Origin of the sequence: Planococcus halocryophilus, from assembly GCF_022489025.1 — a bacterium.
GTDB classification, from domain to species: Bacteria; Bacillota; Bacilli; order Bacillales_A; family Planococcaceae; genus Planococcus; species Planococcus halocryophilus_A.
This window is the reverse complement of the sequence record NZ_JAKVTG010000003.1, coordinates 25,772-38,235: the sequence shown is the minus strand read 5'-3', so window position 1 is coordinate 38,235 and position 12,464 is coordinate 25,772. Positions and strand designations below refer to the sequence as shown.

At 37.3% G+C, this 12,464-nt stretch carries 11 protein-coding genes; 3 read left to right on the top strand and 8 right to left on the bottom strand.

Going from position 1 to position 12,464, the window contains the following annotated elements:
* From pilM to MLE13_RS04740, 7 genes are all read right to left on the bottom strand, one after another.
* Nucleotides 1–927 carry a type IV pilus biogenesis protein PilM gene (gene pilM / locus MLE13_RS04770; protein WP_240748308.1) on the bottom strand — a complete coding sequence of 309 codons (927 nt, stop codon included), beginning with the start codon at nt 925–927 and terminating at the stop codon, nt 1–3.
* Between the two features lie 39 nt (nt 928–966).
* Nucleotides 967–1,434, bottom strand: coding sequence for a prepilin-type N-terminal cleavage/methylation domain-containing protein (locus MLE13_RS04765; protein ID WP_240748307.1), 468 nt, complete (start codon nt 1,432–1,434; stop codon nt 967–969).
* A 133-nt stretch (nt 1,435–1,567) separates the two neighbouring features.
* Nucleotides 1,568–2,779, bottom strand: coding sequence for a type II secretion system F family protein (locus MLE13_RS04760; protein WP_240748306.1), 1,212 nt, complete (start codon nt 2,777–2,779; stop codon nt 1,568–1,570).
* A 1-nt stretch (nt 2,780) separates the two neighbouring features.
* A complete protein-coding gene (locus MLE13_RS04755) occupies nt 2,781–3,821 on the bottom strand; it encodes a type IV pilus twitching motility protein PilT (protein WP_240748305.1) in 1,041 nt (346 codons plus the stop codon).
* A gap of 4 nt (nt 3,822–3,825) precedes the next feature.
* Nucleotides 3,826–5,484 (bottom strand): GspE/PulE family protein, encoded by a 1,659-nt coding sequence (locus MLE13_RS04750; protein WP_240748304.1) that lies wholly within the window; start codon nt 5,482–5,484, stop codon nt 3,826–3,828.
* Between the two features lie 23 nt (nt 5,485–5,507).
* Nucleotides 5,508–6,935, bottom strand: coding sequence for a VanW family protein (locus MLE13_RS04745; RefSeq protein WP_240748303.1), 1,428 nt, complete (start codon nt 6,933–6,935; stop codon nt 5,508–5,510).
* A complete protein-coding gene (locus MLE13_RS04740) occupies nt 6,925–7,326 on the bottom strand; it encodes a hypothetical protein (protein ID WP_240748302.1) in 402 nt (133 codons plus the stop codon). The genes MLE13_RS04745 and MLE13_RS04740 overlap by 11 nt, the downstream gene beginning before the upstream one ends.
* A gap of 312 nt (nt 7,327–7,638) precedes the next feature.
* Here MLE13_RS04740 and MLE13_RS04735 point away from each other — a divergent pair, with 312 nt between their 5' ends.
* From MLE13_RS04735 to MLE13_RS04725, 3 genes are read left to right on the top strand one after another with little or no spacing between them, the layout of a single operon-like run.
* Nucleotides 7,639–8,067 carry a type IV pilus modification PilV family protein gene (locus MLE13_RS04735; RefSeq protein WP_240748301.1) on the top strand — a complete coding sequence of 143 codons (429 nt, stop codon included), beginning with the start codon at nt 7,639–7,641 and terminating at the stop codon, nt 8,065–8,067.
* Nucleotides 8,057–8,587: a PulJ/GspJ family protein gene (locus MLE13_RS04730; RefSeq protein WP_240748300.1), complete on the top strand. Its 531-nt coding sequence runs from the start codon at nt 8,057–8,059 to the stop codon at nt 8,585–8,587. Before MLE13_RS04735 ends, MLE13_RS04730 begins: the two co-directional genes overlap by 11 nt.
* A 49-nt stretch (nt 8,588–8,636) precedes the next feature.
* On the top strand, nt 8,637–10,664 hold the full coding sequence (locus MLE13_RS04725) for a hypothetical protein (RefSeq protein ID WP_240748299.1): 2,028 nt from the start codon (nt 8,637–8,639) through the stop codon (nt 10,662–10,664).
* 72 nt (nt 10,665–10,736) lie between these two features.
* Here the strand turns inward: MLE13_RS04725 and MLE13_RS04720 are convergent, their stop codons facing one another.
* Nucleotides 10,737–12,440, bottom strand: a complete 1,704-nt coding sequence (locus tag MLE13_RS04720) for a sensor domain-containing diguanylate cyclase (protein WP_240748298.1) — start codon at nt 12,438–12,440, stop codon at nt 10,737–10,739.
* Nucleotides 12,441–12,464: the final 24 nt, after the last annotated feature.

Below are 12,464 nucleotides of genomic sequence, written 5' to 3'. Positions count from 1 at the left end.
TTACACCTCTTTCAATGCTAAACCGATGGCACGGTTAAAACGCTCTGGGATAGTGTCGTTTGAATCTGTAAAAAATGATTTTAGTACAATTGGATACACTGGCGCTGTTAGTCGATTTTCAAGCCGCGTCCTAAGTTCTGGCCAATCGCCTAAGCCGTTACAAACCACTTTGCTAATAGTTGCTTCTCCTGCATTCATGCTGTACCGGTAGAAATTACTTAGCTTTTCAACTTCGGTTTCAATTTCATCGACAAACGCATCCGGATCGATAAAATCATCTTCTCCTTGGACTAATTCTACTGGTCGCATAAACAATGGGTAATGTTCATGAAAAATAGAAACCGTCATCTTTTTCGACTGTAGATCAATCATCATGATGTGCTCATCTTCAGAGATATCGTGTTGCAAATAAGCTAGTCGGTAAAGTGCTAGCGGCGTAATATCTGCCACAGCGGCAGTCATTTTCGCATTTTCGAACAAGCGTTCATAAGAATGAACAACCGATTCTTTTGAAGCAATAATTAATACTTCCGTATTGTTATTGTAAGGCACAACATCGAATACTGGATCTTCAAAAGGCAGATAAAGCGTCGAGCCAATTTCGATAAAGAAATGACCTTTCAGTTCATCAACTTTTACATTATGAGGGTATGCTACTTTGCGGACAATAACAAATTCGTCAGGGGCGAGGAAGCGGACTGACTTTTTGGTGAGACCCCACTGATTGACAGCCTCATCGAGTATCGATCCAAGCGCTTCTGCGTCGACAATTTCTCCATCTTTGATAACGCCATCTGGTAAAATTACTTCTTCCGCCAAACTAATTTGCAGCGGATTAAATGATTTCAATTCCACATAACGAATGGCGTCTTCTTCTATTGTAATTGTCACTACGCGTGCTTTTTTCGATAAAAACGATAAGGCCATTTTTTCAGCTCCTAAACTCAAATAGTATTGAAAATTTTTTTACTTTCTAGTTACCGTTACTGTTCCAGTACCTTTTCCACTATTTGTCCCCGCAGTTTTCGTATTATTTGACACAGAATTAATCGCGATTTTATCTGCTCCACTGAAATCAATTTCAACTTTTGCTATTGTACCTTTCCCAGTAATTAGACCCTTAGGAGTTACTGCAGCAGTTGTATCAGTTGTAAAAGATGCTGCATCTTTTAGATATCCGCCTGAAGCAGATGCTAAATCTTTAATTAATACACTAGTTGTTACATCAGGATTATCAGCATAATATAAATTAGAAGCTGCAATTACATTTAGCGCATCCGATTTAATTGCTCCTACCCTACTATTCTCAATAATATTCCCAATCGCCGGAATCGCAATCGCTGCAATAATCGCAATAATAACAATAACTGCTAAAAGTTCGATTAACGTCATCCCTTTTTCATTATTTAATTTGTTCTGAAGAAATTTCTTCATTTGTATTCCCCCTATTATTTTACTTTTTTATACTACTTTGAGTATGAGTTAATTATAACAATAGTACCAATTATAGCAATAGTGTTTTCTTGTTTTTTATCTTTTTAATTTAAAAAGAATTGCAATTGTTACATTACAAATTATCCACATTGTTAAACATCTCAAACATCGGCATCATAATAGATAAGACTATAGTCCCGACCAATGCGGCCAGTACAACAATCATCAATGGTTCAATAAGCGCTTTTAAACGATCGGTTTCTGCATCTACTTCGCTTTCGTAAAACTCTGCTACTTTTAATAGCATGTGATCCAAGGATCCGGTTTGTTCCCCAATCGAAATCATATGTGGGATTAATGGTGGAAACGCCCAATGATTGCGCATGGGTTCCGTTAACGAGCCTCCTTTTTCTAGAGAATCGCGTGAAGCAAGTATCACTTTAGACATGACCTCGTTGCCAACTACTTTTTCAACCATAGTTAACGATTGTAAAATTGGTACCGAACTAGAGAATAAAGAACTCAACGTGCGAGTGAGCCGTGCCAACGCGGATTTTTTAAATATTTTCCCAAATATCGGCATGCGTAACAATGCAGTGTCTAATAACATTCGACCTTTTTCGTTCCGTTTCATTAATATAAAGAAAATTATAATTGCCAAAATTCCTATTACAATTACGTACCAATAAGCGATTATAAAGTTACTCGCTTGCATAACGAATTGTGTTAGGAGTGGCAACTCTCCTCCAAAGCTCGAAAACATTTCGACAAACATCGGCACGATTGTTGCTAGTAAGAAGATAACAACACCTATTGCAATAACACCTACTACTGCAGGATAAGACATAGCCGAAACCACTTTTTGTCTTGTTTGATACGCTTTATCGTAATGTGTTGCAAGCCGGTCTAATGACTCATCGATGTTCCCAGACATTTCTCCTGCTTTGATTAAATTAATCGTTAACGGTTCAAAAATTTTAGGGTGCTTCGCTAAAGAGTCGGATAAAGTATTCCCTTTTCGGAGTTCGTCTTCTATTTCAGCTAGCGTTTTCCCCAATGCTTTCGATTCTACTTGTTGCGATAAAATCCGAATCGTATCTACTATCGTTACTCCCGCTCGCATCAAAGTAGAAAATTGACGAAGAAACATAATAAATTGATCTCGTTTTACAGGATTTCCAATGGTGATGTCTTTTTGCAATGCTGACGTTTCGATTTGACGAATTTCAATTGTTTTAATCCCATCTTCACGAAGCTTAACAATGGCATCTCTACGATTACTAGCGGTAATAATTCCGCTCCTAATTTTTTGTGTATCGCGTCCTTCGTATTTAAAACGTGCCATATTATCCCTCCGCCTTTAAGTAAGGTTGTGCTACTTGACGCGAAATTTTCCCACTTATTAATAGTTCCTGTACAGAAGTAGACATCATATGCATACCGGAAGCGCGATTGGTTAAAATAACGTTCGGAATTTGATGAACCTTTTCCGTGCGTATTAAGTTAGCAATTGCCGTATTGTTAATCATAATTTCAGTTGCCGCCGCTCGACCTTTACCATCTGCGGTGGGCAGTAAACGTTGTGAAACAACCGCCTTTAATATACCGCCGAGTTGCGTCCGAATTTGCGCTTGCTGACCTGAAGGAAACACATCAATAATCCGCTCAATTGTTGATGCAGCACTCGAAGTATGCAGTGTAGCCATTACGAGATGTCCCGTTTCAGCAGCTGTAATTGCGGTCATAATGGTTTCCAAATCGCGCATTTCCCCTACTAAAATAACATCCGGATCTTGGCGTAAGGCAGCTCTTAAACCGTTTGAAAAAGAGTTTGTATCAAAGCCAACTTCTCGCTGGTTAATAATTGAAGTTCCGTGCTTGTACAAATATTCAATTGGATCTTCTAATGTAATGATATGTTTTGCCATTGTCTCATTGATGTGGCGAATCATTGCTGCTAGTGTTGTGGATTTACCAGAACCCGTGGGACCTGTTACTAGGATTAATCCTTGATGTGTTTCAGCCAAATCTTTTAAAATAAGCGGCATTTTTAATTGTTCAACAGTTGGAACACCCGCTGAAATTGCGCGGAACGCATGGGATACAGAGCCGCGTTGTTGAAAAGAGTTGACACGAAAGCGTGCTACACCAGGAAGAGAATAAGAGTAATCCATTTCCCCTTTGGTCGTAAACGTTTCCCATACTTTTTCAGGGATTAGCGCTTTACTAATTTCTTGTGATTGTTCGGGTGTGACGATTTGGTCTCCGTATTGCTGCAATTCTCCGTTTATGCGAAAAATAGGTGGAATACCTGCAGTCAAGTGAACATCTGAGACATTTAATTTACTTCCGGCTGTCAAAATTTGGTCGATATAAGTTGTTGGCATAGGCTTAGTCCATCATGGCAACGCGCAGAACTTCTTCTGTGGTTGTCATGCCCTCCTTCACTTTTGATAGGCCATCGTCGATCAAGAATACCGTTTTGTTTTTCAGAGCAATTTCTCTTATTTCTCCAGCTGTACCGCTACGATTAATCACGTCTTTAATTTCTTCGTCTACGACAAGTACTTCATGAATCGCCATTCGTCCACGGTACCCCGTCATATTGCATTGTGAGCAACCTTTACCTCTAGCAATTGTTTCTATTGTTAAACCACGTTTTTCAAAAATATGTTTTTCACGTTCGGTGGCTTGGTGCACTTCTCGACAATCTCGGCAAACCCGTCGGATTAAACGTTGGGCAACTACCGCATTAAGAGATGCTGTTACTAAAAATGGTTCGATACCCATATCCATCAAACGTGTAATTGAAGCAATCGAATCATTCGTATGAATGGTACTCAACACTAAATGTCCTGTTAGGGAGGCTCGAATAGAAATATCCGCCGTTTCTTTGTCTCGTATTTCTCCAACCATGACAATATCAGGGTCTTGACGGAGGATTGAACGTAAACCTGCCGCGAAAGTCAACCCTACATTTGTATTTACTTGAATTTGGTTGATTCCTTCTAGTTGATACTCGACCGGGTCTTCTACGGTGATGATATTGACTTCTTCACTATTCAGTTTGTTTAATGCTGCGTAAAGTGTAGACGATTTACCTGAACCTGTTGGTCCTGATATTAAGATAATGCCATTCGGTTTATCGATTTCACGCATAAAGCGTTCCATATTTAATTCACTAAAACCAAGCTTTGAAATATCGGTTAAGTTTGCGCTTAAATCTAAAATTCGCATAACAATTTTTTCACCATATACAGTAGGCAATGAGGAAACCCGTAAGTCAATAGGACGCATGTCAACAGTTGTTTTAATCCGCCCATCTTGTGGGATGCGACTTTCTGTAATATCTAAATTCGCTAAAATTTTAATACGTGCCGTGATCATTCCTTGCATGACCTTTGGTAACACCCGCTCAGTTCGAAGCGATCCGTCAATTCGGTAACGAATAAGCACCCGATTTTCTTGAGGATCCATATGCACATCACTAGCTTTTAACGATACTGCATTTGACAAAATCTGATTTACTAGCCGCACAATAGGTGCATCTAAATCTGCCATATCATCTTTTTGCTGCTGTGCACTTTCAGGCAAATCAATAATTAAGTCATCATACGTTTCTTCTTCGTAATATTTGGCAATTGTTTTTTTGACATCTTCTACTGAAGCAATGATTGGTTGAATTTGAAACCCCGTCATCAAGCGAAGATCATCAATTGTGATGTAGTCCATTGGATTGGTCATCGCAACGAATAGTTTATCTCCCTCTATTTTAAGAGGTACTAGCTCATTTCTTTTCGCTATTTCCTTTGGCACTATATTAAATAGGTTTTTATCAAACGGATACCGGAACAACGAAACATGCGGTATGCCTAATTGCTTTTCTAAGGTCTCAATAAGCTGTCGTTCTGTTATGAGCCCACGTTGAAGAAGTGCATCTCCAATTTTTTGTTCCGGTTTTTTAGCTTCTAATGCTTCGCTCAAATCTTCAAATGTTAATAAACCATGTTCAACTAGAATATCTCCCAGTCGTTTGCGAATTTTCGCCAAGCTACTTCCTCCTCATATCCGTATTAAGGATTAACTAAATTTCCACCCTTATCGTATACAGGCTTGTCAGTCCCCGAATCCTTATCGGTTTCAGTATTGGCTTTATCGCCATTTTGATTTGTAGCATTTCCATTCGTATCAGTATTTGAAGAATCACTTTTATCTGATGAATCGGTTTGATCATCAGTTGAATCAGAACCACCTGTCGCATCATTTGATGAAGCATTCTCTGATGAGGCGTCTTCTGAATTTTCTTCTGAAGTTCCTTCTGTCGATTCATTTGAACTCTCTTCTGTGCTACTGTTATCAACTTCTTTTTGCAGCGGATATATTTCTATACGATTGGTCGGTGGATAAAAATCCTTAGATACTGTTTCGACTTTTATGTCTTCATTTTCTGAAACAATTGTTCGAACCACTTCAACTCTGGCTCCGTCGCTACCCACTTCATCAATCGCAACCCCTGATGAAACAAAAGCACTAAATTGTTTGATAAGGCGATATTCAACTTTTTCTATTGCCCCCGTATTAATCACATAATCATAAACTAAAGGAAATCCACTGATCGCAGCTGTTAAACTCGTTCCCGAAACTTCTGTGTTTAACGTAACCGAGCTTGCATTCGGATTGGTAAATACTAAATCAATTCCAAGAGATTGGTTGATCGTTGCTTCTTGGCCTAAATAGTCTTTTTCTGGCATTGCAGTTCCAATGCTGCGCTCATTTATAGAAAAGTTTGTTTTGAGAACTGCAGCATAAAGTGTTGAGGCAATATCAGTAAGTTCTGCATCACTTACACCAACTAGGCCTAATTCATTAACAAAGTCTAGAAATGAAAAAGTTTCCTCAGGTGCAATTTGAATTTCATCGATTGCTTCTACTACTGCCCTAAATCCTTCACTGCTAGACTTTGTAGGGAAAATTACTTTCGATATAATTGCTCGGTCTACAGATAACGCATCATCGCTAATAACAACATGCGTTTTCTCAAGACCTGATTCGAGCGCCAGCTCTAAATTAGCTGTAATTTTTTCAATTTCAGCTTCGGAAAATGTTACTACTGGAAAATTATTAGTTAAAAACTTTGCAGTAACATTCGAATCTAGATCAAATACAAAGTTGTTTTGAACTCCTGATTCTGCTTGTTCGGCTGTTTCGTCAAGAAGAATTTCTGCTTGGTCTAAGGGATAATTTGCTGTCGCATCTTGATAAGTTACTAAAAGCTCAGAAGTTTCTTTCCAAGCTTTTGACGTTCCCTCAAATTGTGCCATCGCACTAGCTACTTCCATGTTCGAGACATTGGTTGTTCCTATATATGTGTGATCTCCAAATTGCTCGTTTGGAAAAATCCATTTATCAATGATTAATACCCCAGCATTCGCTACTCCAAAAAATAATAATGCTGATAAAATGATTGTGATAAATGTTGTTCCGAAAACTTTATTGTTCAACTTTCTGTTCCTCCTCAATTTTAGCAACTTTTTGCATACCGAACGTTTTAGAAGCTACGGGCTCGTGTACCGGCTGACGTACCGATTCTATTCGATCAGCTTGTTGGTTTGTTTTGCTTTCTTTTTTTACTATTTGCTGATGTTGTGTTTTTAATTGTTGGTTTTCAAAAAACTTCATATAACCTAACGTTAAAACAAGCGAAATTGCGACAACACCTAATAACGATAAATACCCTGAAAAAGATGCCTGCATGAAAATGCCTACCGCTGCTGCTATAGCTCCTCCACTTATAAATAACATTTGCTTTTTTCCTGTGTTGGTTTTTACCCGAAAATAAAATATAGGTAAGACAATTGCCACAATGATCAAAAACAATAAAATACGTATCATTTTTATTCCTCCTTTAAATAGTAAGATTGGATTTCGAAGCTTTTCCCTCAAAAATGTAAATTATAGTAATGAAAACAGTAAAACTAACCTAACTGTTATAGCTATAATACAAGATAAATGGTATAAATAATAGTAAATATAAAAATTATTTACAGTTACTTTTTTCCTATAATCTTTTTATTTATTTTCTCATTTCAACTAGTAATGTTGAAAAGAAAATGGTATATATAACAATATATCTAAAATAAAACCACTTTTAGCATTACTTTGTACTTACTTTAGAATTAATAGAAAAAGGTAACGAGGTGTCTTATGAATAATGAAAAAGGTTTTACCTTACTTGAAGTATTGGCGGCAATGGCAATACTTTCAATCGTATTAATGAGCTTCATGGCTGTCTTTGCAAATACCGATCGTTTAGCCATTCGAAACAGCGAAAAACTCATCATTATTAACTTAGCTGATGCTTATTTAGAACGGATCAAAATTAACCCTTCAGAGTTTATTGGAACACTTCCACCTACTTTGACTAGTTGCCCTTCACCAGACACATCGAAAAAATGTAAAACGGTTACAGTAACTCCCGATCCTATCAACGAAAAAACATACGCAGTAACCATTATTATGAAGCAAGATTCAACTGAACAAGGACTAAAATTACTGGATACGACCGTACAGGTCAGTTCAGCCGATAGTAAAATTAAGAGTTCTGTGGAAGGATATGTTTCATATGAAGAGTAAATACTTCAATCAACAAGGTGTTACTTTAGTTGAACTATTAGCCACTATACTAATCTTGAGTATCGTCTCAGCACTTTCTTATACAGTTTTGAATCAAGGCTATTCAAATTATCAGCGCATTAAAGTCGAAACAGAATTGAGAGATGAAGCCGATTTGATCATGGCTAGTTTTGTTTCTGATTTGTTTATAACAAAAGAATCTGAACTTAACTTAATCGAATCTTGTACGAACGGGAAAGTTCAGTCCTATGTCGAAGTGACAAAAGAAGACACCCCCACTTATAAAACAGGTTTTAAAGATAAAGAAGCCATCGTTAAAGATCAAGTTGTTCAATTTTACGATAAAGATATTCAACTGGTTGAACCTTCGTGTACGGGTAGCTCTTCTGAAGTGTTAAAATCCCGTCTAAGCTCACCAGACGGAGTCGCCTACACAGTCAAGTTCACACTTGAAACACTAAAAAACAATAAGTTGTTTTCGAAAGAATTCACGAACGTGATTGTAGTAATCGATGACTGATGATTCGCAAACTAAATAAATTTTCTTATATGAAACGGAGGGAATTCTAATGACCTATTTAAAAAATCAAAAAGGCTATGCGCTGCTTTTAACTCTTGGAATTATCGTTATTTTAGCGGTTCTCGGTACAGGTTTAATGACACTGACAAGTAATGGTGCTACAAGAAATGAAGTGAGACAAGATATTACCCGGTCGTCCGATTTAACTCAAAAAGGAATTGATTTGGTCACGACTCAAGTCAATACTGAACTAAATTCGTTTTTAGGTGAAAATGGTCAACCAAGAACATTATTTATTACTCGGTTGGAACTGATTTTAAACAAGTATCTTTGTGAAGGAGATTCTAGCCTTCCAGTTACAGGTTCAACTGGAACACACAAAGCTTGTATTCTATCTTATACTGATACGATCAGCCCAGATAATATAACAAATCCATTAAGAAAATTAGTGACCTTCAAAAGCATTGGAGAGTCTGGTGACTCTAATAGAGAGTTAATTAGTAAAATCGAAATTGGTGCTGCTACAGCTCCTGAAGCTTTACGATATGCAATCGGAACCAATATTGATACAAAAGACGGCCTTTCTCCAGGCGAAGGAAATCTCATCATGCATGGGGGATCTGAGATTACAGGAGATATAAAAGTAGATGGCAATATTGTTACGAGTTCGAACGGTTATGCATATTTAGGTGGGGATCAATGGATCCCTAGTTTAGCTCCATCAGCTAAACCAATCGAAGGAGCTAAAACATCAAGATTGTTCTTAGGTAAAAATGCTTATACATTTGATACACCAAACGGTAGCTATGCGAATCATGTTATAAAGTCTGATTTCAACACTTCACCTTATAAGTTAAAAACAAATATTTCAGATTTGTTCCGATCAGGGGCTGCTCCTGTTCTCGTATCGAGACAACCTGTCCAAAGCCCCATCGCTATTTCTCAGCAAAAAACAAATTTTGAATATAGCGGTTCTTCTAGTGGTGTTACCACTCTAAACGCAGGCTCTGAATATACACTTACAGGAAAGAACCTCCCCAACTCTAAAATTTTTATAAACCACGATTTTACTGGGAAGCTTTGTCAAAGCACAAACTGGTGGGGACAATGTCAAAGTTGGTCTAATACACAAAAAATTGTTGGTGACACGGGAACTTATACGTTTAATGGAGTAAATACCTTCCAGCAAGTTGCTACAAAAGGAAACTTAAAATTAATTGATACAGATATTACATTCAAAAATGGATTGTTCGTTAATGGTGATCTCTCAATTGGTAATAATAGTACATCTTATAAACACGAACAATACTCTGATGTAGTTCTCGATGGTCCAATGTATATTAATGGAAATCTTACTATTAAAGGAGCTGATCTTCAAAGTAATGCGCTTATTTATGTAAATGGAGAAGTATCTATTCAACATTCACGTATAAATGGTAAAGTATTAAATTCAGGTAAACAAGGGTCTTTAATTGTATTATCAAAAGGTAATATCAAAATCTCGAACAACTCAGTTAACGAGCCCATCGCTAGTTACATTAAAGGGTTTTTCTATTCGGAACAAGATTTTGAGATGTATGGAGTCGGTTCTAATATAAATATTGATGGTGGAATATCAGCAAGGAAAATTACCTTGAACGCAATCCGAGGACGGGCTCAAGAAACTTCATTTAGTGGATCCTATAAAATTTCCGGTAGAAACGATTATTTTGAAGGTGTAACCGCACAAGCAAATAGCAATTCTCGATTACAAGTAACTTACGATGCAGAAATTATTCAAACCTATTCTGATTTAAAACAACAGGAACCGGTTATCTATGCAGTTGAACCTCCAATTGAGCAAGAACGTATTGTGAATACTGTTCCTGAGAGTACACCTATCATTAGTGGACCGGAAGCTGAAAAAGCAAAAGAAGAAGCTGAAAAAGAAGCTGAGAAAGCGGAAGAAGAAGCTGAAAAAGAGAAAGAAAAAGCTGAGAAAGAAGCTGAGAAAGCAAAAGAAAAAGCTGAGAAAGAGAAGGAGAAAAAAGAGAAGAAAGATGATGATGATGACGACGATGACGACGACGATGACTGAGTAAACAAAAATGGTTAACACTTTTAATTAAGTGTTAACCATTTTTTATTTGAACAATTCTCATTAAATTTGTTATTTCGAATAAGCTGCAACTTTATTTCGTCCTGCTTGTTTGGCACCAATGTATAGTGCTCGATCGGCGTTACGGATTAACGACATTCCTTCATCACTATCTTCAGGCGCAGATGACACACCTATGCTCATCGTGATGTGAATAATTTGCTGCTGGCGTTCATTGGCTAAATCAGTTTCGATAAGGAATTCATGATTTTCGATACGCTTGCGTAGCTTTTCAGCTAGCAACATTGCCAGTTCTTTACTATAGTTTCGAAGAAGCACAACAAATTCTTCGCCGCCGTAACGTGCTACCATGCCCTCTGCAGCTATTTCTTCTCGAAGTATGTCAGCTAACTGAACTAAAATGTCGTTACCACTTTGATGTCCGTATCGGTCATTAATGCTTTTAAAATGATCGATGTCCATCATAATCAGTGATAATTGCTCTAGTTTACCGTCTTTCATTTCTTGAATGTGATTTTCTAAACTCTCATCTAAATAGCGGTAATTATACAAGCGAGTTAATCCACAACGCTCGCTTTTGGCAATCACACGTTGCATATATCCGGCTTTTTCAAGTGAAACGGCAAAATACGTACTGAGGATATCTAAAATCTTCAACTGGTGTTTTGCAAATGCGTATTTCTTTTTTGAGGCTAGTACGAGCACGCCTTCAGTTTTATTGTTTCGCGCGATTGGAGTAGCCATAATGCTTTCCGTATCCGCTGGAAAGTTTCCAGTTGCAAAGTCGGTCCAATCGCTTTTTTCGTTATAGATAAAAGAATCACCTGTCATTATTACTCGCCCAGCCGTTCCCTGTTCGTATGAGATAGACGGGATACTTCTTGGCTCTAATTGATCGTTTTCATAAATACGCATAAATTGTTGCAAGCCATCTCGATAATCAATAACATAAGCATATTCAACTTTAAACAATTTAGACACTTCTACAATAAACAAATCGAGTATTTCGTTTGTTTCTAGTCGATCTGCAAGCTGATGACCAATAACTCCTGCTTTTTTCAAATCCATGTTAATTTGTTCAGAGTTGTTGTACATCTTCATAACAACCGTCATTGTTAAGAACGGAACACCCAACAACAGCAAAGCAACAACACCAATATAGGATTCAAACATATACAAAGCGATCGCGTAAGGGAAAATTACAATCATCAACACAAAATCCCAAATCGCATCTACTGAGAAAAACTTACCTGGGCTGCCTACTGTGTAATCGTACAAGTAAAAAATCACTTGATTAACGAGAACTGATACCACTTGAAATATTAACCCAAAGACAATGACATGCATAAGGTTAAGTGAATTGATCTCCCCACCAATTGCCACATAGGTTAATCCCGCGATTAATGATACACCAAAAAACATAAGTGAATTAAATGGGATTCGTAATGATTGATCTTCCTGTGTCCGATTACGGTAGAGTACGATTAACATTGCTAATTGAGATACCACAATCTCGATAAAAACTCCATATTTTAGGAACAGTGCAACTGTTACCCATTGCACTAAAAATGTTGAAGCACCATTGATGTTCATTGGCATTAAACTCATCAACACAAAAAATATAATATAACCTACTAAATTCCAAGGATCGTTTACTACAGGAGGAAAGAAGTTATAGACAAGTAGTAAACTTGCCGGAATAACCAAAATCCATATACTCCAAAGAATTATTTTTCGTTTTGTATTCCCCTCCATAACATCTTTCCTCTCTTTATTACA

Bases quoted from the DNA above. Each gene is read 5' to 3' on its own strand.
- pilM (WP_240748308.1), bottom strand. From the start codon at position 927: ATGGCCTTATCGTTTTTATCGAAAAAAGCACGCGTAGTGACAATTACA.
- MLE13_RS04765 (WP_240748307.1), bottom strand. From the start codon at position 1,434: ATGAAGAAATTTCTTCAGAACAAATTAAATAATGAAAAAGGGATGACG.
- MLE13_RS04760 (WP_240748306.1), bottom strand. From the start codon at position 2,779: ATGGCACGTTTTAAATACGAAGGACGCGATACACAAAAAATTAGGAGC.
- MLE13_RS04755 (WP_240748305.1), bottom strand. From the start codon at position 3,821: ATGCCAACAACTTATATCGACCAAATTTTGACAGCCGGAAGTAAATTA.
- MLE13_RS04740 (WP_240748302.1), bottom strand. From the start codon at position 7,326: ATGATACGTATTTTATTGTTTTTGATCATTGTGGCAATTGTCTTACCT.
- MLE13_RS04735 (WP_240748301.1), top strand. From the start codon at position 7,639: ATGAATAATGAAAAAGGTTTTACCTTACTTGAAGTATTGGCGGCAATG.
- MLE13_RS04730 (WP_240748300.1), top strand. From the start codon at position 8,057: ATGAAGAGTAAATACTTCAATCAACAAGGTGTTACTTTAGTTGAACTA.
- MLE13_RS04725 (WP_240748299.1), top strand. From the start codon at position 8,637: ATGACCTATTTAAAAAATCAAAAAGGCTATGCGCTGCTTTTAACTCTT.
- MLE13_RS04720 (WP_240748298.1), bottom strand. From the start codon at position 12,440: ATGGAGGGGAATACAAAACGAAAAATAATTCTTTGGAGTATATGGATT.